Genomic DNA, 23,131 nt, shown 5'->3' with positions numbered 1-23,131 from the left:
TGCCCTACGTTGCAAGTGACGGCTTGCGGTCCTCGATGGAGGAGGTCGCGGGCGTCAACGTGGGGGTGAGGAACAGGCGATCGGCCCTCTTGGCCCACCACCAGGTCACCGCCACGCAACCAATCAATAAGCCCCACATGATGATTGCACCGATGACGCCGTTGGATTGCGGGGCGCCCGATTCGGGCTGGATCGCAATCTCGCCCGGGTAGGGAGCCAGAACTCCGGACTGGGTCAACATTCCGGTGTATTTGGTGACGGCGTGTGGCAGGTAGGTGGCTGCATACACGACGTTGCACAGCACGATGTAGGCCACGGCCTGCAGGCCCAAGCGAGCAGCCGGTGACGTCGTCTTCGACTTCGCCCAGACATCGATCACCGAATCACCCTCGGGCGTCGTGTTGCCGATCATGACTGTCGCGAAGACGATGAACGCCGCCATGGCCAGCGGGATGTACGACGGCAGCAGACCCATGTCATTGCTGATGGCGAGACCGGGCACCACGCGGGAGAACGTCCAGAGATGCAAGTACTGCGCCTGGAGACCTTCGATCGAGAGGTCCCAGACGATCCCTACCGCCAGGCCGCACGACATCAGCGTGTTCACCCGATTGGTGTCGAACCGCTTGACGATCAGCTTCGCGATTCCCACGGCGATGAGCGCGGGCAGCAGGAAGTACATGATGTAGCCCGGAGGCGCGATGACCGGCAGTTGACCCTGCGTCATGCCGATCGGCCCGATCGCCGGGAGTCGGTGGAAGTCGGGGTGGAACTGCGCGTACATGGCGTTGTCGAACGGCGCCTCGATCCACGACATCGCGAAGATGCCGAGCACGAACCACAGACCGGGAAGAATACGTCTGCGCTTGTAGCTCAGGTACGTAAACGTGCCAAGCATGGAGAAGAAGACCACCCAGCACAGGGTTTCGAATACGACGACGCCCCAGAACATGATGACGCTCCCATCAGAGGCAGATTCAGCGGTGATCCGCAGCCTATGACGGGCGTCACAACGATGTCAAGTAAGCGCTTAACTAACTCGATGAGCCTTGCAGGCCGTAGACGACGAAGTTGGTCAACTCGTCGACGATCACCGCCTTGGTCGGTGGCTGATCCCCTTCGCCGTACGACTCCGGCAACAGCACGACATTGGTGATCGCCGAGATGATTCCCATTCGCAGGACGAGTCCAGGGTTGGTAGCCGCCAAGCCCCGATTGCCAAGGAACTCGGCCATCGGTGGAGCCATGTCCGTCAACAACGCGGCGAATCGGGCCCCGATCGCGGGAGTATCGAAATCCGAAGGACGTTCTACCAGAACATTGAGAATCGCCCGTGCTAGACCGTGATGGCTGTCGATCAGATCTACGATTCTGGCCACGAAAGTGTGCACGACCTCCTGGTGGGGTTGTGCCCGGAACGCATCGTCGCGCTGCCAGTCGTCTCGGAACGTCTGGAGAACCTCGAATAGGGGATTGACCACGGACGCGAGCAGCAATTCTGACTTCGACTTGAAGTACCGAAAGATGAGGTTCTCTGAAACGCCCGCGTGTTGGGCGATGTCCTTGGTCGTCGTTCCCCGATAGCCCTTGTCGCCGAAGAGTTGTTGTGCGGAATCCAACAGGTGCTGTTGCGCCGTTCCGCGCTTGACGCGCACCTTCGCCGCGGGTTGCTCGCTCACTCGCTTACCGCCCCGCTGGCGAACAGATCCGCAACGTCGGAATCGCCATATCCGAGTTCGCCGAGTACCTCCCGCGAATGCTCGCCACGGGCCGGGCCGCCACGTCGCACCTCTGGCAACTCGTCGTCGAACTGAACCGGTGTGGCCGCCAGCCGCAGGTCCGGCCGGTCGGGGTGAGGCATCAGATACCCGTTTTCGATGGCGGCCGCATCGGCGAGAAGGTCTGTCGGAGTGGAGAAGAACGAGAAGATGCAATCGTGGGCCCGCAGCTTCTCGGTCAGGGTGCCGCGGTCTAAGGAGCCGATCAGCAGGCTGATGCGTTCCACCAGTTGCGGCCATACCGCCTTACGTGATTCGGCGTCGACGCCGTGCTCGTCGAAACCATCGATTCCCAGCGCCGCACACAAGGGCAGCCAGCTACGACCTTCGTCGATCATCATTAGTGCCACCCAGTACCCGTCCGTCGTACGGTACTGCCGAATCGGCGGTTGCAGCGGCGTCGGCATCTGCTCGCCCGTCGACGAGGCATGGGCAAGATCTGTTGCCAGCGGCCACGCCGCGCTGGCCAGCAATGACGAGTCGACGACGATGCCCTTCCCGGTCCGCAGCACGTGGACGAGACCTGCGCAGATTCCGCCTGCCAAGAACATTCCGGTGGGGAAGTCGCCGAGGGCCGGACGTTGCTGGACTGGTCGAGACGCATCGGCCGCGGTGAGCACGTGCGCGACGCCGCCCCGAGCCCAATGCGACACCCCGTCGTAGCCACCGGCTTCTGCGTCCTCGCCCCGCTGGCCCTGCCCGTGACCCTTGGCGTAGACGAGCTTGGGATTGATGCCCATCAGGTCGCCAGGCTCGGTGTGCAACTTGCGTCGCACCCGCCGCAACTGGTTGGTGACGTAGACCTTTGCCCAACGCACCAACTGCTCGAAGACCTCACGCCCGCACTCGGTTTCGACGTCAAGGCAGATTCCACGTTTGTTGCGGTGGCAGAACTCGAAGAGATGGTCGTAGCCGTCTCGGCTGGCCGCCATGCCGCGGCCGATGATGGTCCGCATCGGGTCACCAGTCGGTCGTTCGATTTTGATGACATCGGCTCCGAAGTCCGCCAGCGCGGCTGCGGCCGAAGGCACGAACCCATGCTCGGAAAAGTCCAGAACCCTGATGCCGTCGAGGGGTTTCGTCACTCGACGATCGTAGAGTCCGATATCGCCGGGCCCGTGCGCATCGGCGACATCGGACTGGTCAGCTCGAGACCATCGATGCCGGTGGCGCGAATCCCATGTTCGCCAACGCCGTCGCCACGCCGCTGCCGATGGGTCCATGGTCGTCGAACAGCGTCGCGACGCCCGTGGCGACTCCGGCATGGCCGTAGTGCGTCATCGACGCCAGTCCGATGTAGACGCCCTCCGGCAGGCGACTGAGCGTGATCGTGTAGTCGGCATTGATGAACTGCAGTCCCTCCGTGCCCCAATGGGAAAGTGAGCTGGTGACGTCTCCCGCCATGACGGCCCGGGTGAATGGAGACAGAGGCTCGTCATCGACGAGGAGCTTCGTCTCTCGCACCCACGCGAACTTCTGCCCGTCGTGGCGCCACTCCGTGACGCCAACCCCCGGACTGCCCGCGACGGGATCGCGACCGAACGAATGAAGCAACATCGGGAGGCCATCGGCCACCACCGCTGGTTCAGCGGGGATCGCGGGCATCGTGACGGGCGTCGTCCACACCTTGTCCACGGCGTGCTCGCTGCGCCGGAGGAACAATGCGCTGGCCCGTGCCACCATGACGTCGTTCTGAGTCATGACCGCGTCGACGAGTCGTAGGCGGCGGCCGTCCCGCACGACCGAAGAATGCACCCGCAGGGGTTGGAGTGCCACCGGCCTGAGCAGGTCGACCGTCAGTCGGGCGGGTTGCAGGTCGACGTCGTCGACTTCTTTCTCGACCGCACGCCCGAGCAGTCCGCCTATGTAGTTGCCGCTGAGTGACGGACCCCACGGCCCTCTCGCCAAAGGGGTTGGCATGTAACCTTTGCCGTCGGTGACGAAGAAACTGGTAGAGGTCACGTGATCCTCACTCTCGCAGTCGGCATCGCTCGAGGAGTACCTGTGCCAGGCGTTCCGGGTGGCTGAACATCACGTCGTGGCAGGCGTCGATGGGGATGATGTCCTCGACACCGCCGAGTGCAGCGATGCTGGCTTGCTGCGACTTGTTCGACAGGGCTCGGTCGCGAGTGGTGAGTATCCATGTGCGCGGCACGTCGTCGGGAAGTGCGCTGCGGTCCACCGGTTCTCCGGGGATTCTCGCCGATTCGGCATAGAGCTTCGACATGGTCAGGCGGCGCTGCTCCTTCGTCATGCCGTTGCAGAACGCATACTGCGCGGCGGCCCGCGGAACCTTGAAGGCTCTGCCGCCCCTGGCGGCGAAGCGCGCGAAGACCGCCAAGGGGCCGCCCAAGGTGTCCACGATCGCCTGTCCCTGCCGCGGGACGAAAGCGGCGACGAGGATCATCTCCCGAACCCGCGCGGAGCCGAGCTTGGCGACGACGCCCGGCACCGTCACGCCGGCCATCGAGTGACCAACGATCACGATGTCGCCAAGACCCGCGGCTGCGATATCGGTGACGATTGAATCGACCCACTCTCCGATGGTGGCGGTCTTGAGATCTCCCGCTGTGCGCCCGCGACCGGGCAAGTCGACCGCCAGCGTGCGCAATGCCGGTTCCTGGCGCTGCAATTCGGCGACGACGAGGTCCCAGCAGTCGCCGGCATGTTCACCGCCGTGGACGAGGACGAGGTCGGGTAGCTGCATCGGACCTGCTCAGTGGTGGATCAGTTGCGACGCCAGCACGTCGATGTCGGTGCGGAAGTCGGTGAAGCTCCTGCTGGCCGGTTCGATGGTGACCCAGGTGACGCCCGCATTGGCGTAGGCGTCCAACCGCGGTTGCACGGCCGCGCTGAATGCGGCGCAGTCGCCGCTGGCAAGCAGTCCGGCTTCGAACGGGACGAACGCGACGTCGGCAGGCGCGCGGCCCAACTCCGCGCGTCGCTTGTTGACCGTTCCGATCCAGTCGCCAAGCGTGTCGATGTCCTCGAGCGGGCGGGCGCGGGTAATCGTGGCCATCTCGCCCGACGCGGCCATCGGCATCCAGCCGTCGGCCACCTCGACGACGCGGCGTTGCGCGGCCGCGCCGTTGCCGCCGATCCAGATCGGGGGACCGCCATCGGTCAGGGGCGGTGGCAGCGCGACGTGCCCGCTGACCCCGAACGCAGGCCCGTCGTGGTCGGCGCCAGCCCAGGTCGCCTTCCACGCAGTGATCGCCTCGTCGAGTAGCGCTCCGCGTCGGTCGAAATCGGCGCCGAGCGCCTCGAATTCGGACTTCAGATAGCCGGCGCCGGTGCCCAGCGTGAACCGTCCGCCGGACAGGAGGTCGAAGCTCGCGGCCGCCTTCGCGGTCAGATACGGACTGCGGTAACCCGACACCAGGATGTAGGTGATCAGCCGGATGCGGGTGGTGGCGGCCGCGGCGAAGCTCAGCGACACGAACGGGTCGAAGGCGTGGTGCCCGCCGTTGGCGAGCCACTCCTTGTCGGGATAGGGGTGTTCGGACATCGAGAAGGCGTCGAAGCCGGCATCTTCGACCAGCCGTGCGATGTCGGCGATACTGGCACCCTCGCACCACCGGTTCCAGTGCTTGACGGCCCGCATCGGGAACATCAGGTTGTAGCGCACTTTTCTCCATTCGCTGAAACTAGCTAACTGTATAACTATCTCAACAGTGAGCGTGCGATGATCTCGCGCTGGACTTCGGTGGCGCCTTCGCCGAGCCGCTTGACCCGCAGGTCGCGGAACCAGCGTTCCAGTGGCAGTTCGGTGGAGATGCCCAGCGCGCCGTGAATCTGGATGCAACGGTCGATGACCCGGTAGGCGGCTTCGGTGCCGTACATCTTGGCCACTGATGCGTCGACCCGGACGCTGCGGCCCAGATCGGCATTCCAAGCGGCCTGATACATCAGCAGTCGCGCGGCCCGCAGGTCCACCTCGCTGTCCACCAGCATCCACTGGATGCCCTGCTTGTCGGCCAGCCTGCCGCCGAACACGTCGCGGTCCCTGGCCCACTGGCACGTCATGTCGAGTGCGCTCTGCGCGATGCCGATCGGCCCGGCGGCGTAGACGATGCGACCGTGCACGAGGAAGTCGCTGGCCAGCGAGAAGCCCTGTCCCTCAGCGCCGATCAATTGTGTCGCCGGGATCCGCACGTTGTCGAAGTGCAGCTCGTAGGGCGCGAAGGATGCCATCACCGGGATGCGACTGAACGTGACGCCAGGCGTGTCCTTCTCCAGAATGAAAGCCGAAATGCCCTGACGGCCCTCGCCGGTGCGGGCGTAGATCACGCCCCAGTCGGCGTGCGGCGCGTGCGAGATCCACATCTTGGAGCCGTTGAGCACGTAATCCGGATTGGCACCGCCGCCGTCTCTGACGGCCTTGAGTTTGATCGCCCGCGCCGGATCCGACCCGCCAGAGGCCTCGGTGATCGCGGTGTACGCCTTGGACATCGTGCCCTCGACGATGGGCCTGGCGTACTTCTCGAATTGCTCGGGCGATGCCTTGAACATGATGTTGGGCGGGTTGCCGCCGAATGCGCCGAGGGCCGGAAAGAAGGCCCCCATCCGGCATTTCGCGGCCTCCTCGGCGACGACCACCTGGCCGAGCACGCAAAGCCCCGCGCCTCCGTGCTCCGCGGGCGTCTGCAGCGACCACAGCCCGAGCTCCCTAGCCTTGTCCTGCAACTCGACGAGCTGCTCGCGAGGCAACCCGACCGTGTCGTGGTCCAGTGTCTCCTCGACCGGATGCACGTGCGCATCCATGAAGCGCCGCACGGTGTCTCGCAGCAGCACTAGTTCTTCCGGCAGCTCCCAGGCGCCGGTCTGCGGCTCGCTCACACGGATTGCGCGGCAGCCGCCCGCAGGTCCCGTGCGCTCTGCAGCTGCGGCTCGTGATTCGCCTCGTACTGCTCGACCCATTCGTGCGGCAACTTGCCCCATGCCTCGCCGATCCGCAGCCGTTGCGCCGTGCTGAACACCTCGGCCGCAACCACGTCGCCGACGAAGATGGTGTTCTCGTCATTGTCGAGGGAACCGGTGATCCGGCACTCCACGTAGCTGTGCGCGTCGAGCAAGATCGGCGCGCCCGTAAGCCCGGGCCTGGTACGCAGCTTCGCCATCTTGTCCCCGTCGCGGCCAGAGGAGCCGCCAAGGGTCATCATGATGTCCATCGACGCGTCGATCTCGTCCGGTCCCGCGGACAGCATGTGCATGACGAAGACGCCCGAGTTGACCAGCATGTCGTGCGTCCTGTTGTACTTGGTCAGGCTGACGGTGGCACGGGGGAGCTCGGGCACGATGCTGGCCGAGCCTGCCGAAAGCGACATCAGGCCGTTCGCGAAGCCGCCGTCGATCGTGGTGACCGCCACGGGGAATGGGCGCAGACCGGCCAGTACCTTGTCCGCGGCTGCTAAGTCGATGGTCATGGTGTCTCCCTTGATTCGTGTCTAGCCGAGGGTGAACGGGTCGCGGGTGGCGCCGGAGAGCTCCACCCACACCGCCTTGGTCTCGGTGAAGTCCTTGACGGCGTCGATGCCGTTCTCCCGGCCGATGCCGCTGTAACCTATGCCGCCAAATGGAACGTGAGGCGCGACAACGCGGTACGCGTTGACCCACACCGTGCCGGCCCGCAGTTTGGCGGCCACCCGGTGTGCGCGGTGGACGTCCTTGGTCCACACGCCTGCGGCCAACCCGAATTCGGTGTCGTTGGCGGCGTTGATGGCCTCGTTCTCGTCGGCGAACGTCATCACCGCGAGGACGGGGCCGAAGACCTCTTCGGCGACGGCACGCATGGAGGGGTCGACTCCGGTCAGCACGGTCGGCTTGACGAAGAAGCCACCGAGCTCGTTGGCTGGCTCGCCGCCGTACGCAATCGTCGCGCCTTGTTCGCGGGCAGAGGCGAAGTGCGACAGCACCTTTTCGTACTGCGGCTGATTGGACACCGGACCCATCTCGGTTTCCGGATCCTTCGGGTCCCCGAGTTTGATGGTGGCCGCGCGTGCCACGATGCGCTCGACCAGCGCGTCGGCGACGCTCTCGTGGACGAGCAGCCGCGATCCCGCGAGGCAGGTCTGGCCGGTCGCCGCGAACACCCCTGCGATCACGCCGTTGGCTGCGGCGTCGAGGTCGGCGTCGGGGAAGACGACTTGCGCCGACTTGCCGCCGAGCTCGAGGGTGAACCGGGTCATGTTCACGATCGCGGCCTTGCCGACGTGAATGCCGGTCGCCGTCGATCCGGTGAACGCGATCTTGTCGACGTCGGGATGCGATGCCAGCGCGGCGCCGGTCTCCGGGCCCCAGCCGGTGACGACATTGATCACGCCAGGCGGAAAACCCGCCTCGGCGAACAGCTTCGCGAACGCGAGCGTCGACGTCGGGGTGTGGTCGCTGGGCTTCACGACGAACGTGCAACCGGCGGCCAGGCCCGCGGCGAGCTTCCACGTCAGCAGGAGCAGCGGTGAGTTCCACGGCGTGATCGCGCCGACCACGCCGACGGGCTCGTGCCGGGTGTAGACGAAGAAGTTCGGCTTGTCGACGGGGACGACCTCACCCTGCAGCTTGTCGGCGAGGCCTGCGTAGTAGAAGTAGTAGTCTGGCAGCGCCCGCATCTGGCCGACCATCTCGCGAACCAGCTTGCCGCCGTCGCGCACCTCCAGGTCGGCCAACTGCTCCGCCTCGCGCGCAATGAGCTCGCCGAGTCGCCAGAGCAGCTTGCCGCGTGCGGTCGCCGTGAGCTCGCCCCACGGGCCGTTCAGCGCGGCGCGGGCGGCGGCCACGGCGCGATCCACGTCGGCGGCACCACCGTCGGGCACGCGCGCCCACGGCAGCCCGGTGAACGGATCCACGCTGTCGTAGGTGGCTCCCGATGCGGCGGCCGCCGTCTCGCCGCCGATCAGCAGGTCGAACTCCACCAGCTTCTCGGTTGCAGTGTCAGTCATGCGTTCTCCTCATCGAGTTCGCGGACGCTTCTTGTTGTTCAGCGAGTCCTGGGTGGCCCCGGCGTTGCCGATGTGGGTGTACGACATGCCGTGCCGGGCGGCGAGGCTGGGGGTGAGATCACGAGCCTCCCACATCGCCCGCACCGTGCCCTGGATGCCCTGCGGCCTTCTCGTGGCGATCTCGGCGGCCAACTCGGATGCGCGCGTGCGCAGTTGGTCGTCGGGCACGACTTCGGTCACGATCCCGACCCGCAACGCGGTCTGCGCCGACATCCGTTCCTCGCTGCCCAGCAGCGCCCAGCGCATCACTTCGCCGTAGGGCACCCCAAGCGCCAGCATCCCCATCGGCTCGAGCGCCGACACGATGCCTGCGTTGGCGTGGGGGTCAAAGAACGTGGCCGTCTCGCTGCAGATCGCGAAATCGCATTCGTTGACGAAGTACATTGCGCCACCGGCGACGATGCCGTGCAGTGCTGCGATCACCGGCTTCCACACCTTGTGTCCCCTGGGGCCGAGGACGGCACCAGGGTCCTCCTGGTTGAAGACCGGTTGGTGCGTCCACCAGGTTCCCTCGGTGACGTCGATGCCCGTGCAGAAGGCCCGCTCACCGTTGGCGCACAGCACCGCGACCCGGATGTCGTCGTCGTCGCGCACTCGGGCCCAGGCGGCGGTGAGGTCAACGGCCATCTGCTTGGTGAAGCTGTTCAACCTCTCGGGTCGGTTCAGCGCCACGGTGGCGACGTGATCGGTCACGTGGAATTCGATGGTGGCTAGGTCTATCTGCTCGGTCACGCGCGCTCCTCGGTCGATCCGGTCGATACCGGCATCTTCGCATCCGCGTCGCCCACCTGGTTTACCTGGTTAGCTATCTCGCGCTTCAGAATCTTGCCAGCCGGGCCCAGCGGGAACTCGCGCCAGAACACGAACCTCCGGGGCTGCTTGTAGCCGGCCAATTCGGCGCGGCACAACGCGGCCAGTTCAATGGCCAGAGCCTCCTGGTCATGGACATCGGACTTGGGAATCACCACCGCGACCGGCGTCTCGCCCCACTCCTGGTCGGGTGCACCGACGACCGCCACCATGTCCACGCTGGGGTTCTGGGCGATCACCCTCTCGATCTCGGCGGGGTAGACGTTGAACCCGCCGGAGATGATGAGGTCGGTCCTGCGGCCGGTGATGTGTAGGTAGTTGTCCGCGTCGAGGTAACCCAGATCGCCGGTGCGCAGCCCGTCGGGACGGAACGTCTCCGCGGTCTGCTCGGGAAGGTTCCAATAGCCGACCGCATTCGCGGGGCTGACGATGACGATCTCGCCGACGTCTCCGGGAGGCAATTCGGTGCCGTCCGCTCCTTCATGATTTGAGATGACCCGGATCGCGCACATCGGCGTCTCGTGACCGCACGACGTGGCGATCGACGTCCTGCCATCGACGATGTCGCGGTGGTCCTGCGGGGTGAGAATGGTGGCCTGCCCGCCGCATTCGGTGAGCCCGTAGCGCTGCTGCAGGTCGCAGCCGAGCAGGTCCATGGCCTTTCGCGCCAGACCCGGCGGGACGGGTGCCGAACCGTAGGAGATCCGCCGAAGGCTCGACATGTCCCGCGGCGGGCCGTCTTCCAAGATCGCCAGCGTCCGATGCAGCATCGTGGGGATGAACGTCGTGAACGTGATGGCGCTGCGTTCGATCTCGTCGATCACCGCCTGCGGATCGAAGCGCTGGTGGATCACCATGGTCTGGCCCAGATAGAGCCACGACACCGTTCGCACCATGCCGCCCGCCGTGAAGAACGGAGTGGTCGCCAGCATGACGTCCGACCGATTGGCTTCGGTCACCAGGTTGGTGTCCGCCGCCTGATATAGCAGCCCGCGGTGGGTGTGCATCACGCCCTTGGCGCGGCCTGTGGTGCCGCTGGTGTAGAGGATGACGGCGACGTCGTCAGGGTCGATGTCGATTTGCGGCTGCACGAGATCAGCCGCCGCCAATGCGGATTCGTAGTCCGGCCCGATGGTCAAAACCAGTGCCAGATCACTCAGTTCGTCGAGGAACTTGTCGCGGTGGTCGGCGTGGACGATCACCGCGCGTGCGGCACAGTCGTCGCGAACGTGGGCCACCTCGTCGGGGGCCAGCCGGATGTTCACCGGGACGGCGATCAGGCCGGCCTTGGCCAGTCCGAACGAGATCTCGGGCCACTCGATGCAATTGCGGGCGATCACCATCACCCGGTCCCCGGGTGCCAGGCCCTGGCCCGCCATGAAACCAGCCAGTCGCCGGGCCCGCTCGTCGACCTGCGACCAGGTCAGCGACCGGCCGGCATCGACGAGCGCCCGCTTGTCCGGGTAGCGGCGTGCGTTGTTGGTGGCGATGTCTCCGATGAGCGTCATACGAGAAAGGCCAGCGTCTCGACCGGACCGCCAGCGTCGATCAGATGCACGATCTTGCGAACCAGCTGCGGACCCTCGGGGGAGCGCCGGATCGTGTGGATCACCCGGCCGGCCCAGAAGCGTTGGCGAATACGGTATTCGAACAATGCGAAGTTGGACTCGACCGTGACGGTATCGGAGTCCTCGTCGACCACCTCGCTGTTGGAGATGACGCGTCGCATGACCGACGGCGGGGTCTGGGAGTGGCGATTTCCGGTGTTGAGCTGAGCGACGCGGCTCTTGATGCGCCTGCGATTGTCGTTGATGTAGGCAAGCGTCGTCCGCGGGTCGTCGTCGGGGTGCATGGGGACGCGGTACAGGACGGAGTCGTCGTCATCGGCCCACAGGGCCTCCCACTCCGAGTAGCGGCCCTCGTCGGCCAGCCGCGCCTCGAGGAAGAGGAACGACAGCAGCTCGGCGTCCGGGAGTGGGCGCAGCGCAGGGCGGGCGGTGGGTGTCGGCTGTTCTGACGCAGTGTTGACGGTCATGCTCCCGCACCCCCGCCGACGACGGACGCCCATTGCGAGTAGAACCCTCGCTGCGGCGTCTCGGCGCTCTTGTCCCGGTTGATGATTCCGCTGTCGTTGGTGACATCGGTTTCGCTGCCGCGGGCCAGCATCAGCCATTCCGGGAGCTCGGCGGCGAGGCCGGCTTGGTTGCGCATGCCGATCTCGCCGTCGTCGGCGATCAGGAATCCGGCAGGGCCCATCGCGCCCTCGGAGCGGCGCAGGGTGCGTTCGTTGAGCGCGTCCTGACCGGGGATCAGCACGGCGGTGGTGTAGGCGATGGTGCGGTCGGGGGCCTGCGGCTCGACGAACATGACGTTCATCTCGGCCAGGAAGAGGTTGGGCCAGATCAGTGTGTGGGGCGGACCTACCACCAATGCGTCGTGCGCCTGCTCGGGTCCGTAGGCGCTCTCCAACTCGTCGATGTAGCCGACGAGCTTCGTACGCGGGATCCGGCCGTACCAGACGAATTCCTCGTCCAGTTTGCGGTATTCGTCGGCGTAGTCGATCTCCGAATGGCCGTTGCCGAGGTCGCGGACCAGCACGTCCACCTTGGTCGGGACATGTGACACCTTCGCGGGCTTGATTGCGTCGTACACCGAGGCGTGGGTGAACAGGGCGTGGTAGCCGTCGACGTTGTTCTCCACCACCATTTTCCAGTTGGCGTGGTGCAGGTGCTTCATCCAGTTGGCGCGCAGGTCGATCGCGCGGGTGGGGGACAGGTTGAGCAGGCGGTCGATGGCGCCCGTGGCCTTGCCGAGGTGATCGAGCAGCGAGATGCCATCGGCCGCGAGCGAGGCGAATACGAAGCCGCCGTAGCTGTCCACTCGGGGCGCCTGGGCCAGACCCAGGTCGGCGCGCACCTGATTGAATGCCTCGCCGTAACCTTCCCGCATCGGAACACCTTGCAGCGCGCCGGTGTTGTTGAAGGTCCAGCCGTGATACGGGCACCGGAACGAGTTGGCGTTGCCCTTCTCGGCGTTGCACAGCTTGTTGGCTCGGTGGGTGCAGCGGTTGAGTACCACGCGAACCACGCCGTCCTTGCCGCGTACCACCACGACGGGGTCGTGGCCGATCACCCGCGTCAGGTAGTCGCCCGGTTCGCTGACCTCGCTCTCGTGCGCGACGTAGACCCAGCCCGTCTTGAAGATGCTGTCCAGCTCGCGGCGGAAGATCTCGGCCGAGGTGTAGACGGACCCGTGCACCCGATCGCTCCTGACGACGCTGCTGACGTCGAATTCGTCGACGGCGGGCACTGATTCGAGTGTCGTCACTCGTCCTCCAGGGTGTCGATGGCTGGGATCGCGACGTCGCCGAGGCGTCGGAAGCCGATGCGTATGTGTGTGCCGATAGCAGGCGCGAGGTCCGCGGGCTGTGCGGTCGTCATCACCAGGCGGTGTCCGCTGGCGAGTTCGACGTCGACGATGGGGTAAGGCGCCTTGGCGTGCACCAGCCCGGGCTCGAGCCGGTGCATGAGTGTTACCGCGTGTACGGTGCCGCGGGGTTCGACTGTGCGCCAGTCGTGTTCGGCACCACCACAGTTGTCGCAAACTTCCTGGTCGAGTTCGAGCGGCTGTCCGCAGGCTGCGCAGAACGGCAGCGCGAGTTCGTTGCGAGCCGAGGCCCGGTACAGCGGAGTCAACGGGTCGTGCTCGGCCGCGGGTGCCAGGGCCGGGTCCAGCAGCCAGTCTTCGAGTGCCGTGGTGGTCATGCCGCCCGCTCCAGGATCAGCGCCGCGTGGTGGTCCAGCCGGCCTCCGATGCCGCCCACGAGAGCGACGGTGGCGTCGGGTACCTGACGTTGCCCGCCGGTGCCGCGCAGTTGGATCACGGCCTCGGCCAGGGGCGTCATGCCCTGCAGGTAGAAACCGGACAGTTGGCCACCGCCGGTGTTGGTCGGCAGCGCGCCACCCGGCCCGATGTGTCCATCGCGTACGAACGTGCCCGCGGGAACGTCACCGGTGAGTCGGTATTCGTCGAGCAGCACCAGGGTCACGATCGAGAACGGGTCGTAGAGCTCAGCGACGTCGAGCTCCGAGCGCGTCATACGGGCCTGTTCGAGTGCGTCGTCCACTGCGCGACCGCCGCCCCCGAACCATGATTCGGCGCCCGCGCGTCGGCGCCGCACGGGATGATCCCGGCCGATGCCCCGGATCCGAACTCGGCTGCTGCCAACCGAAGTCCGGCCGGTGAGGATGATGGCGACCGCCCCGTTCACCGGTCGTGCGCAGTCGAGAAGTCGCAGTGGTTCGGCGATCATCGGGCTGGCGTCGTAGCCTGCGTCGTCGAGTGGGTCGCGGTTGACGGCATCGGGATTGCCACGTGCCCAGCGCCGTGCGGCGGTGGCGACCGAGCGCAACGCATCGGTGTCGGTGCCGGTGACGTGCAGCCACCGCTGAGCCAACAGTGCGTACGTCGGCACCGACCCGAGCAGGCCCGACGCCCGCTCCAGCCCGCGCACCCCGACGTTGCCGCCGCTCTGCGCGTACGTCGAACCGGCGCCGCGACCCGCCACCAGTGGCGCGTCGGCGAACACGCACAGCACGGTCGTCGCCTCGCCCGTAGCAATGGCGTGGCGCGCGCGCTGAATCATCGCGATCGTCGTGGCGCCCTTGATCTCGACATGCTCCAGAAGGTGCAGATGGGAGAAGCCGCCCTGCGCGGCGAAGCCGACACCCAACCGGTCGGGCCGAATCCCCTGCGAGGAGCCGACCAGGAGCCCGTCGACGTCGGCACGCCCGATTCCGGCATCGGCGAGCGCGACGGTGCTGGCCTCGGCGGCAAGTGTTAGGGGTGTCGAGCCGGGCCGCAACGACATCGCGGTCATACCCAGTCCGACCAGGTCGACGTCGGGTGCGCTCACCGTTGCTCCCGTGGTCGACGTTCGCCGCGATAGTTGCCTACCCGGAGCCAATCCTCGCGGTCCTCGGGCGTGGCCTGCGTGAAGCTCGCCAGCTCGAGCGGGCACAGGAAGACCTGTTCGCCGCGCTCGAGGTCCTCGACGAGTAGGCGGGGGCCGTTGCCGCCGACGTCCAACGACAACCGCACGGCCGCGAACTCGTTGACGAGTTCGGCGAGCACGCGGCGTCCTGCCGGAGTGTTCACTCGCTCAGTTCTACCGCATACGACTGTCAGAATCAATGGATGAACGACCAAGCGCCACCGGCGTCTGACTGGTCGTCATGTGGCAGATGCTGGTTATCTACGTGCACACATGGAGCATATGCGACGATGCTGGAACGTGATGGCGCTATATGACAGTATTGTCAGAAGTAACACTTGAGGAGGTGAGATGAGCCAAGCGCAACCGGTCACTGCGGCCGCAGGGGCCGTGGAAGCCGTCGTGGACACCGAGCACTACCGCAGCATCTGGATGTATCTGAAGGAGCTGGAGTTTCGGCAGGGCTTCGTCGAGCTCGCGGTCAACGGCGCGCCCGTGCGCACGCGGTATGCGGAAGCCGGCGACTCGAACAAACCGCACGCCGTCCTGCTGCATGGCACGGGCGGTCATTGGGAGACGTTCGCGCCCAACCTTGCAGTCCTGTCCGAGCACTTCCACTGTGTGGCCATCGACATGGTCGGCAACGGTTTCTCCGACAAGCCGGACTACGACTACGAGATCGCGGTCTACGTCGAACACGTGCTTGGCGTGATGGACCACTTCGGCATGCAGTCCGCCAACTTCGTCGCAATGTCGCTCGGCGCATTCGTAGCGTCGGCGATGTCAGTCGGCCATCCCGATCGGGTAGACAAAGTCATTCTGATGTCGCCGGCGGGCCGGGAGTCCTCGGCGTCGAACATGGCGCGCATCCGCGCGGAACGCACCAAGGCGGTCAACGATCCGACGTGGCAGTCGTTGCATGCGGTGTTCGCCCACCTGATCGCCGACGAGACCAATCGGCTGCCCGACCTGATCGGGTTGCGCCAGGCCATCTACCGCCGCGACGACACCCGCAGCACCATCGACAGGCTGCTCATCCTGCAGGACGAGAAGGTACGCAGGAGCAACCTGATTCCCGACGACAAATGGCGCGGCATCACGGCGCCCGTGATGATCGTGGCCTCCGGCAAGGATCACGGCGTATACCAAGACACCGCACGCACCCTCGCCGACCTGATCCCGAACTCGGAGGTGTTCGAGATGCCGTCGGTGCGGCACTGGCCGCACTTCGAGGATCCCGAGTCGTTCAACGCTGCTGCCGTCGAATTCCTCAAGCGATGACCAAACCCGCCGATGCAGAGCTCGCCGAGATTGCACGGCGGCTGTACGAGGCCGAGCAGACGCGCACGCCCATCCGGCAGCTGTCGCTGGACTACCCCGACATGACCGTCGAGGACGCCTACGCGGTCCAGCGGGCGCTCGTCGCACTGAAGGTCGCCGACGGCCGGGAGGTCAAGGGCCGCAAGATCGGTCTGACGTCGAAGGTGATGCAGCGGTCCGTGTCGATCGACGAACCCGACTACGGCGCGCTCTTCGACGACATGTTCGTCGAGGACGGCGGCCGCGTCCCGCTCGGCCGCTTCATCCGGCCACGCGTTGAGGTCGAGCTGGCGTTCGTGCTTGGGGAGGCGCTGCGGGGACCGAGCGTCACGTTGTTCGACGTGTTGCGGGCCACCGAGTTCGTCACCCCCGCGCTCGAGATCCTCGACGCCAGGGTCCAGATGTCGGATCCCGAGACCGGTCATCTGCGCACGATCGTCGACACCATCGCCGACAACGCCGCCGACGCAGGTCTCGTGCTTGGCGGCCGGGTGGTGCGGCCGCTGGACGTCGACCTGCGCTGGGTGGCGGCGCTCCTGCTGCGCAACGGCACCATCGAGGAGTCCGGGGTGGCCGCCGCCGTGCTCAACCACCCCGGAAACGGCGTCGCATGGTTGGCCAATCGGCTTGCTCCGCACGGTGTTTCGCTGGAGCGTGGCGAAGTCATCCTGTCCGGGTCGTTCACCAAACCGGTGTTCGCGGAGCCGGGGGACACCTTCGTCGCCGACTATGGACCGCTGGGCACGGTGTCGGTCGCGTTCGATGGGCCGCTGTCATGACGAACCGGTGGGCGGAGCGCATCGGGGCCGGGGCGCGGTTCGGCATGTGGGTGGCCTCGGGCAGCGGCTACGTCACCGAGATCTGCGCGGGGTCCGGAATCGACTGGGTGCTACTGGATCAGGAGCATGCGCCCAACGATCTGCGCACCACGCTCGAGCAGTTGCAGGTGCTTGCCGGATACCCCGACGTCGACGTGTTGGTGCGTCCACCGATCGCCGACCCGGTATTGATCAAACGGCTGCTCGACATCGGCGTGCAGAACCTCATCGTCCCGATGATCGACTGCCCCCGTGAAGCCTCAGCGGCAGTGGCGGCCACCCGCTACCCGCCGGAGGGCATCCGCGGCGTCGGCAGCGCGTTGGCCCGCGCATCACGATGGAACCGGATTTCTGACTATCTCGTCACCGCAGACGCGTCGGTGTCGTTGACCGTTCAGGTGGAGACCGTCGGCGGACTGGCGCACCTTGGCGACATCGCCGACGTCGACGGGGTGGATGCGGTGTTCATCGGGCCCGCCGATCTGGCGGCGTCGATGGGCAGGCTCGGCCAGCCGGAACATCCAGACGTGGTGAGCGCCATCGAGAATGGGTTGGTGACGATCGTGGAGCACGGGAAGAGTGCCGGAGTGAATGCGTTCAACGAGTCGGTGGCACGCCGCTATGTGCAGGCTGGTGCCAGCTTCGTGCTCGTCGGGGCGGACGTCGCACTGCTGGCGCGCGGCGCAGAAGACCTCGCCGCCAGGTACCGCGGGTCGGAGACGTAATGGACCTCGACTTCACACCCGACCAGCTCGAGTTCCGCGACCAGGTCCGCACGTGGCTCGACGAGAACAAGCCGAGCGAACCGCGCCCCCGCGACGATGCAGGCATCCGCGAGTACGACCTGGCCTGGCAGCGCACTCAGGCCGACGGTGGCTGGGCAGGCATCGCCTGGCCGACCGAGTACGGCGGCAAGGGTCTGACCCTGCTGCAGCAGCTGATCTGGTACGAGGAGTACGCGGCGCGCGGGTTCCCCGGCATCGACGCCTGCTTCGTCGGCAACGCCCACGCCGGACCCACCCTGATGACTCGGGCCAACGCCGAACAGAAGTCCTTTCACCTGCCGAAGATCCTTCGCGGCGAGGTGATCTGGTGCCAGGGTTTCTCCGAGCCCGACGCCGGATCGGACCTGGCCGCGTTGCGCACCAAGGCGGTGATCGATGGTGAGCACCTGGTGGTATCGGGGCAGAAACTGTGGACCAGTTTCGCCACCGTCGCCGATTACCAGGAACTGCTGGTGCGCACGGACAACACCGGCAGTAGGCACACCGGCATCACCTGGGTGATCTGCGATATGAGCACACCGGGTATCGACGTCCGTCCGATCGAGACCATCGAGGGTGGCTCGGAGTTCTGCGAGGTGTTCTACGACGACGTGCGCATCCCGCTGACCAACGTGGTCGGCGACGTCGGCGAAGGATGGTCGGTCGCGATGGCCACCTTGTCGTTCGAGCGTGGCACTGCCTTCACCGCCAACCAGGTGCGGTTGGCCAAGACCATCGAGGACCTCATCGACTATGCCCGCGACCACGTCGGCCCCGACGGGCGTCGGCCTGCGATCGCGGACGACGAGATCGCACGGCGGCTGGCCCGCGGACGCGCTTCGGTGGCGTCGCTGCGGGCACTCACCTACACCAACATCTGCGAGGCCATGAAGACCGAGACCCCCGGCCCGCGCGGTTCGATCGTCAAGTTGATGTACGCCGAATTGGCCAAGGAGATCGGCAAGTTGGCGATGGACATCGTGGGGTCGGGATCGGTCCGGCATTCATCGCGCTGGGACAGCGACGGCTGGGCTGGCTATTACTACTACAGCTTCTCCCAGTCCATCGGCGGCGGCACGTCGGAGATCCAGCGCAACATCGTCGGCGAACGCGTGCTGGGGTTGCCCAGATGAGCACGGTGAGGAGATGGTCGTGAACCTACTACCGGGAGCTGAGCAGCTCGAAATCATCACAGCGGCAGGAGAATTCCTCGCCGAAAGGATGCCCGTCGAACGCATCCGAACCGGCCGTGACGCGGAGACGCTGGTATCGGATCGACTCTGGCGTGAAGGCGCCGAGATGGGCCTGCTCACCCTTGGCCTCGACGAAGTCTCCGGCGGGTCGGGCCGGCCGTTCGACGACGAGGTGCTGCTGTTCGTCGAACTCGGCAAGCGATTGGTGCCGGGCCCATTCCTGGCGTGCACGCTGGCCGCTCGGGTGGCCGCCGGCTGCGGGGACGTCGCATTGGCCGAGCGGATCGGCGCCGGACGCACCCTGGTTGCGCTCGCGGTGCTTCGCGGCGACGGCGACGCCCGGCCCGTGAAGGGCACCTTCGACGTGTTCGAACCCTCCGGCGCCTCCCACGCGCTGGTGGTGGCCCGACACGGCGCCGCGCTGGTCGACATCGAAACCCTCGGCTCGCTGACGTCCGTGCATGCATCCGACCCAGGCACCCGGATGGCTTCTGCCACCGTCGAATCCGCCGAACCGCTGCACTGGCTGCCCGTCGAGGACGAATGGATCTGGGGACGCGCGTCTGTGCTTGCGGCCGCCTACCTCACCGGCCTTGCCGCGGCCGCGGCAGCGCTGGCCACCGAACACGCCAAGACCCGTGAACAGTTCGGCAAGCCGATCGGTGTGCACCAGGCCATCAAGCACACCTGCGTCGACATGGAGATCGCGGCCGAGGCCGCCCAGGCGCAGACGTTGTTCGCCGCCATCACGCTGGCGAGCGGACGTTCCGACGCGTTGATGCAAGTGCTTTCGGCGGCGACGGTGGCTGGCTCGGCCGCGGTAGACAACGCCGCAGCAGGCATTCAGGTATTCGGTGGCATGGGTTACACGTTCGAGAACGACATGCACCTGTACCTCAAGCGCGCCCACGTGTTTCGGCACCTGTTCGGTGAGCCCACCGATGTACTCGCCGAACTGCTTGCCCAGGACCGCGCCCAGTGAGCGGCGCCGTCGCGATCGCAGGCGTCGCCTTATCGGATGTCGGCCGTGTTGATGATAAGGGCCCCTACGAGCTGATCGCCCAGGCCAGCCGCCGCGCCCTCGCCGATGCCGGGCTGACGCCAGGCGATGTCGACGGGCTGGCATCCACCGGTCAGGGCACCCTGCCACCGGTCGACGTCGGTGAGTACCTCGGGCTGCGGCCCCGCTGGATCGACTCCACCGCGGTCGGTGGCGCGTCGTGGGAGGTGATGGCCGCGCACGCGGCCGACGCGATCACCGCGGGACACGCCGACGTGGTGCTGCTGACGTATGGTTCGACGGCTCGCTCCGACCTCCGAAAGGGTTTGCGGGGGGCGAACATCAACTGGGGCGCCAGAGGACCGCTGCAGTGGGAGGCGCCCTACGGCCACACCCTGGTCTCCAAGTACGCCATGGCTGCGCGGCGTCACATGCATACCTACGGCACCACCATCGAGCAGCTCGCAGAGGTCGCAGTGTCCGCGCGTTTCAACGCGGCCGACAACCCCGAGGCGTACTACCGCGATCCCATCACCATCGACGACGTGCTGGACGGCCCGATGATCGCCGACCCGTTCACCAAGCTGCACTGCTGCATTCGCAGTGACGGCGGGGCGGCCGCCGTGCTCGTCAGCGCGGAGCGCGCGAAGGACCTAAAGAGCAAGCCGGTCTGGGTGCTCGGCTCGGGCGAGACCACGTCGCACATGCTCACCTCCCAGTGGGACGACCTCACCGTCGGCCCGGCGTCGGTCAGTGGGCCGCTTGCCTTTTCCCGCGCCGGCGTCGGCCCGTCCGATGTCGACGTCGCCGAGATCTACGACGCGTTCACCTACATGCTGCTGCTGACCCTCGAGGATCTCGGCTTCTGCCCGAAGGGGGAGGGTGGCCGGTTCGTCGAGAAGGGTTCGTTGCGGTTGGGCGGCGAGCTTCCCACGAATACCGACGGTGGGGGGTTGTCAGCCTGTCATCCGGGCCAACGCGGCTTGTTCCTGTTGGTGGAGGCGGCGCGCCAGCTGCGCGGCGAATGCGGCGCGCGACAGGTTCCCGACGCGAAGATCGCTTGCGTCAGCGGCACTGGCGGCTGGTTCTGCTCCAGCGGCACGGTGATTCTCGGCGCCGAGGAGCCGTAGAGCGTGCGTGCACCGCTGAACTCCGACGTCGAAGACAGCCGGTCGATGCTGGACCTTGCGGCCGCCATCCACGGCGACATGGAGGCCTACGTCGAGCCAGGTGCGCGGATCACCTTCGCCGAATGGATCGGCCGGGCCAGGAGCGTTGCCGTGCAATTCGCCGACCTCGGCGTCCGCAAGGGCGACGTCGTGACGCTCTGGTTGCCGTCGGGCATCGACTACGCGACGTGCTATGCCGCGGCGGCGATGATCGGCGCGATCACCACCGGCCTCAATCCGCGCCTGGGCCGCCGCGAGATCGAATCGATTCTGCAGCAGGCGGATCCCGCGTTGATCGTCACTGATGAGCAGCTCGGTGCGTTGCCGCCGGCCACTGCCCGCGTGCTACGACGGACGGCGCTGTTGAGCGACAGCTCGGGATCGGAGCTACCCCCGGTGGAGCTGACCCGGCGAGACCCGGTTGCGCTGATCTTCACCAGCGGGACCACCGGGATACCGAAGGGGGCGGTGTTCGACGCCGACCGGCTGGCGGCTGGTGCCGCGGCGGCGGGTGTCATGAGCGCGCCGTACGACCGGCGGCTCACGTCGACCCCATTCGCACACGCCGGGTACATGTTCAAGCTCTGGGATCAACTGGTGTGGGGCAGCGCGCTGGTGGTGCCTCCGACGCCATGGTCGGCGCAGGGCATGTTCGACGTGCTGCGCGCCGAACGGGTCACCGTGGCGGGTGCAGTGCCGACCCAATGGGCCAAGTTGCTCGACGTCGAAGGGGTCAGTCCAGAGGCCCTGCCGCACTTGCGGATCGGAGTCGCGGCTACCGCGCCGGCGCCGCCCGAGCTGGTGCGCAGGGTCGCCGAGCGGATCGGTGTCCCGTTGGTGGTGCGATACGCGATGACCGAGTGTCCGACCATTTCCGGTACCGAACCCACCGACGCCGCCGACGTTCAGTTCCGCACCGTCGGGCGGCCTGCCACGGGAATGGAAGTGCGCGTCGGATCCGACGGGGACATCGAGGTTTCGGGGCCGTGCGTGATGCGCGGTTACTGGCGCAACGCGGAACTCACCGCAGAGGTGCTGCGAGACGGCTGGTTGCGGACCGGTGACATCGGCGAGCTCGGCGACGACGGCAACCTCACCCTGGTGGGCCGGCGCGGCGACATGTACATCCGCGGCGGCTACAACGTGCATCCCGGCGAGGTGGAGCGCACGCTGGCCGGACATCCCGGCGTGAAGCAGGCCGCCGTGGTCGGCCGTTCCGCACCGGTGATCGGCGAGATCGGGGTCGCGTTCGTGGTGCCGGCCGCCGGCGCCGCTCCGCCGACGTTGGCCGAGCTACGCATTCACGTGGCCGGTGAACTCGCCGACTACAAGGTGCCCGACGAACTACTCATCGTCGACGAGCTACCGCTGACTGCGATGCTCAAGCCGGACCGGATCGCTCTCCGCGAGCTGATCGCCCTGCACGACAGGGATATTCAGCGCCGGCCCACCCGCGAGCGCGCGTGTTAGAGGGCGACACGCCGCGATGAAACCCGAGTTTGCGCACGCTCGCCGGCAATCAGAGCCAAGGGATGGCTGATTGGGTCTTCACGGCGGCGGATTCATGGCTGGTCTGGCCGGAGTGCTATGAACAGTCCCTCTGCCTCGGCGCACAGGGTATCGCCGTGGGTGAGCTCAGCGCGCAGCATTCGTTTGCGCCCGTGCTCACTGACGAACCAACCACGGACCGTGAGGTCTTCGCCGATGGGAGTGATCGAGCGATAATCGGTGTGCAAGTATGCCGTTCGCGACGGATCGCGGTCTCCGGAGTTGGCGAGCTGGCCGAGAACCTCGTCGAAGAGCAGGGGTATGGCGCCGCCATGTGCGGCGCCACCGCCGCCCAGGAAGTAGCGACCGAACCTTACGCAGCCGCGCACGCTGTCGTGATCGCCATCGGTGACCATGACGCTCGGTGCCATGGTCTGGCCGTGGCCGGGTAGGTCGAGGCGCCGCGACCAGAGCTGTCGGGCTTCCGTCACGGCGATGCCGTCCAGCCGTCCCGTCCATGCGCGCAGATCGTCCATCAACTCGACTGTCGTTGCGGTGTCGGGGGCCGCGGCGGCGATGCTGTCGAGGAAGTCCCGCAGGGCGGCGATCATGTCGCCGTATTCGGAACCGCCACCCGGGTTGTGAAGGTTAGGACCGTGCCAGGCCCGCAATTGCGAAAGTCCCCCACGGGTCGTGGGTTCGTCGGTCATTCGTCTTCCCGCATCGTCATTCGCTAATACTAATACATTGACATTAATCTTTGATCTTGAGATGCTGGCGTGGCGCGCGTCACAGCACGT

The 23,131-nt window shown here is 66.4% G+C and carries 24 protein-coding genes; 7 read left to right on the top strand and 17 right to left on the bottom strand.

The genetic code is table 11. The features are described from left to right. Positions 1–4 precede the first annotated feature (4 nt). From HNP02_RS02645 to HNP02_RS02570, 16 genes are all read right to left on the bottom strand, one after another. A complete protein-coding gene (locus HNP02_RS02645; RefSeq protein ID WP_184434275.1) occupies positions 5–952 on the bottom strand; it encodes a spirocyclase AveC family protein in 948 nt (315 codons plus the stop codon). 82 nt (positions 953–1,034) lie between these two features. Continuing rightward, entirely contained in the window at positions 1,035–1,679 is a 645-nt protein-coding gene (locus HNP02_RS02640; protein WP_184434271.1) for a TetR/AcrR family transcriptional regulator, read from the bottom strand. Then, a complete protein-coding gene (locus HNP02_RS02635) occupies positions 1,676–2,863 on the bottom strand; it encodes a CaiB/BaiF CoA-transferase family protein (protein WP_184434268.1) in 1,188 nt (395 codons plus the stop codon). Before HNP02_RS02635 ends, HNP02_RS02640 begins: the two co-directional genes overlap by 4 nt. Before the next feature lie 58 nt (positions 2,864–2,921). Next, entirely contained in the window at positions 2,922–3,698 is a 777-nt protein-coding gene (locus HNP02_RS02630; RefSeq protein ID WP_184434996.1) for a thioesterase family protein, read from the bottom strand. A gap of 49 nt (positions 3,699–3,747) precedes the next feature. Further along, positions 3,748–4,485 carry an alpha/beta fold hydrolase gene (locus HNP02_RS02625; protein WP_184434265.1) on the bottom strand — a complete coding sequence of 246 codons (738 nt, stop codon included), beginning with the start codon at positions 4,483–4,485 and terminating at the stop codon, positions 3,748–3,750. A 9-nt stretch (positions 4,486–4,494) separates the two neighbouring features. Next, a complete protein-coding gene (locus HNP02_RS02620) occupies positions 4,495–5,391 on the bottom strand; it encodes an LLM class F420-dependent oxidoreductase (RefSeq protein WP_184434993.1) in 897 nt (298 codons plus the stop codon). A gap of 50 nt (positions 5,392–5,441) precedes the next feature. After that, positions 5,442–6,617 carry an acyl-CoA dehydrogenase family protein gene (locus tag HNP02_RS02615; protein WP_184434262.1) on the bottom strand — a complete coding sequence of 392 codons (1,176 nt, stop codon included), beginning with the start codon at positions 6,615–6,617 and terminating at the stop codon, positions 5,442–5,444. Then, positions 6,614–7,204 carry a flavin reductase family protein gene (locus HNP02_RS02610; RefSeq protein WP_184434244.1) on the bottom strand — a complete coding sequence of 197 codons (591 nt, stop codon included), beginning with the start codon at positions 7,202–7,204 and terminating at the stop codon, positions 6,614–6,616. Before HNP02_RS02610 ends, HNP02_RS02615 begins: the two co-directional genes overlap by 4 nt. A gap of 21 nt (positions 7,205–7,225) precedes the next feature. Continuing rightward, positions 7,226–8,716 (bottom strand): aldehyde dehydrogenase, encoded by a 1,491-nt coding sequence (locus tag HNP02_RS02605; protein WP_184434239.1) that lies wholly within the window; start codon positions 8,714–8,716, stop codon positions 7,226–7,228. A gap of 9 nt (positions 8,717–8,725) precedes the next feature. Then, a complete protein-coding gene (locus tag HNP02_RS02600; protein ID WP_184434234.1) occupies positions 8,726–9,508 on the bottom strand; it encodes an enoyl-CoA hydratase/isomerase family protein in 783 nt (260 codons plus the stop codon). Then, entirely contained in the window at positions 9,505–11,094 is a 1,590-nt protein-coding gene (locus HNP02_RS02595; RefSeq protein WP_184434230.1) for a class I adenylate-forming enzyme family protein, read from the bottom strand. The genes HNP02_RS02600 and HNP02_RS02595 overlap by 4 nt, the downstream gene beginning before the upstream one ends. Continuing rightward, positions 11,091–11,621 (bottom strand): aromatic-ring-hydroxylating dioxygenase subunit beta, encoded by a 531-nt coding sequence (locus HNP02_RS02590; RefSeq protein WP_184434226.1) that lies wholly within the window; start codon positions 11,619–11,621, stop codon positions 11,091–11,093. Before HNP02_RS02590 ends, HNP02_RS02595 begins: the two co-directional genes overlap by 4 nt. Further along, positions 11,618–12,913: a Rieske 2Fe-2S domain-containing protein gene (locus tag HNP02_RS02585; protein WP_184434222.1), complete on the bottom strand. Its 1,296-nt coding sequence runs from the start codon at positions 12,911–12,913 to the stop codon at positions 11,618–11,620. Before HNP02_RS02585 ends, HNP02_RS02590 begins: the two co-directional genes overlap by 4 nt. Continuing rightward, complete coding sequence (locus HNP02_RS02580; RefSeq protein WP_184434204.1) at positions 12,910–13,350, bottom strand: Zn-ribbon domain-containing OB-fold protein; 441 nt, start codon at positions 13,348–13,350, stop codon at positions 12,910–12,912. The genes HNP02_RS02585 and HNP02_RS02580 overlap by 4 nt, the downstream gene beginning before the upstream one ends. Continuing rightward, the gene (locus HNP02_RS02575) at positions 13,347–14,465 is read right to left on the bottom strand and encodes a thiolase family protein (protein WP_184434990.1); all 1,119 of its coding nucleotides are present in this window, start codon (positions 14,463–14,465) and stop codon (positions 13,347–13,349) included. The genes HNP02_RS02580 and HNP02_RS02575 overlap by 4 nt, the downstream gene beginning before the upstream one ends. Positions 14,466–14,497: 32 nt before the next feature. Then, positions 14,498–14,743, bottom strand: coding sequence for a hypothetical protein (locus HNP02_RS02570; RefSeq protein ID WP_184434189.1), 246 nt, complete (start codon positions 14,741–14,743; stop codon positions 14,498–14,500). 187 nt (positions 14,744–14,930) lie between these two features. Between HNP02_RS02570 and HNP02_RS02565 the strand changes: the two genes are divergently transcribed. From HNP02_RS02565 to HNP02_RS02535, 7 genes are read left to right on the top strand one after another with little or no spacing between them, the layout of a single operon-like run. Then, positions 14,931–15,860 carry an alpha/beta fold hydrolase gene (locus tag HNP02_RS02565; protein ID WP_184434187.1) on the top strand — a complete coding sequence of 310 codons (930 nt, stop codon included), beginning with the start codon at positions 14,931–14,933 and terminating at the stop codon, positions 15,858–15,860. Beyond that, positions 15,857–16,678: a 2-oxo-hept-4-ene-1,7-dioate hydratase gene (gene hpaH / locus HNP02_RS02560; RefSeq protein WP_184434184.1), complete on the top strand. Its 822-nt coding sequence runs from the start codon at positions 15,857–15,859 to the stop codon at positions 16,676–16,678. The genes HNP02_RS02565 and hpaH overlap by 4 nt, the downstream gene beginning before the upstream one ends. Continuing rightward, positions 16,675–17,442, top strand: coding sequence for an aldolase/citrate lyase family protein (locus tag HNP02_RS02555; protein WP_184434181.1), 768 nt, complete (start codon positions 16,675–16,677; stop codon positions 17,440–17,442). Before hpaH ends, HNP02_RS02555 begins: the two co-directional genes overlap by 4 nt. Next, positions 17,442–18,614, top strand: a complete 1,173-nt coding sequence (locus HNP02_RS02550; protein ID WP_184434177.1) for an acyl-CoA dehydrogenase family protein — start codon at positions 17,442–17,444, stop codon at positions 18,612–18,614. Before HNP02_RS02555 ends, HNP02_RS02550 begins: the two co-directional genes overlap by 1 nt. A 19-nt stretch (positions 18,615–18,633) precedes the next feature. Then, the gene (locus HNP02_RS02545) at positions 18,634–19,656 is read left to right on the top strand and encodes an acyl-CoA dehydrogenase family protein (protein ID WP_184434174.1); all 1,023 of its coding nucleotides are present in this window, start codon (positions 18,634–18,636) and stop codon (positions 19,654–19,656) included. Then, positions 19,653–20,804 carry an acetyl-CoA acetyltransferase gene (locus HNP02_RS02540; RefSeq protein ID WP_184434171.1) on the top strand — a complete coding sequence of 384 codons (1,152 nt, stop codon included), beginning with the start codon at positions 19,653–19,655 and terminating at the stop codon, positions 20,802–20,804. Before HNP02_RS02545 ends, HNP02_RS02540 begins: the two co-directional genes overlap by 4 nt. A gap of 45 nt (positions 20,805–20,849) precedes the next feature. Beyond that, positions 20,850–22,313, top strand: a complete 1,464-nt coding sequence (locus HNP02_RS02535; RefSeq protein ID WP_184434988.1) for a class I adenylate-forming enzyme family protein — start codon at positions 20,850–20,852, stop codon at positions 22,311–22,313. 92 nt (positions 22,314–22,405) lie between these two features. Here the strand turns inward: HNP02_RS02535 and HNP02_RS02530 are convergent, their stop codons facing one another. Further along, positions 22,406–22,942, bottom strand: coding sequence for a hotdog domain-containing protein (locus HNP02_RS02530; RefSeq protein ID WP_184434985.1), 537 nt, complete (start codon positions 22,940–22,942; stop codon positions 22,406–22,408). Between the last annotated feature and the right edge of the window lie 189 nt (positions 22,943–23,131).

Origin of the sequence: Mycobacterium sp. AZCC_0083, assembly GCF_014202335.1 — a bacterium.
Classification (GTDB): Bacteria; Actinomycetota; Actinomycetes; order Mycobacteriales; family Mycobacteriaceae; genus Mycobacterium.
Note: the sequence above shows the minus strand (reverse complement) of the source record. Positions and strands in the feature narration are given on the sequence as shown.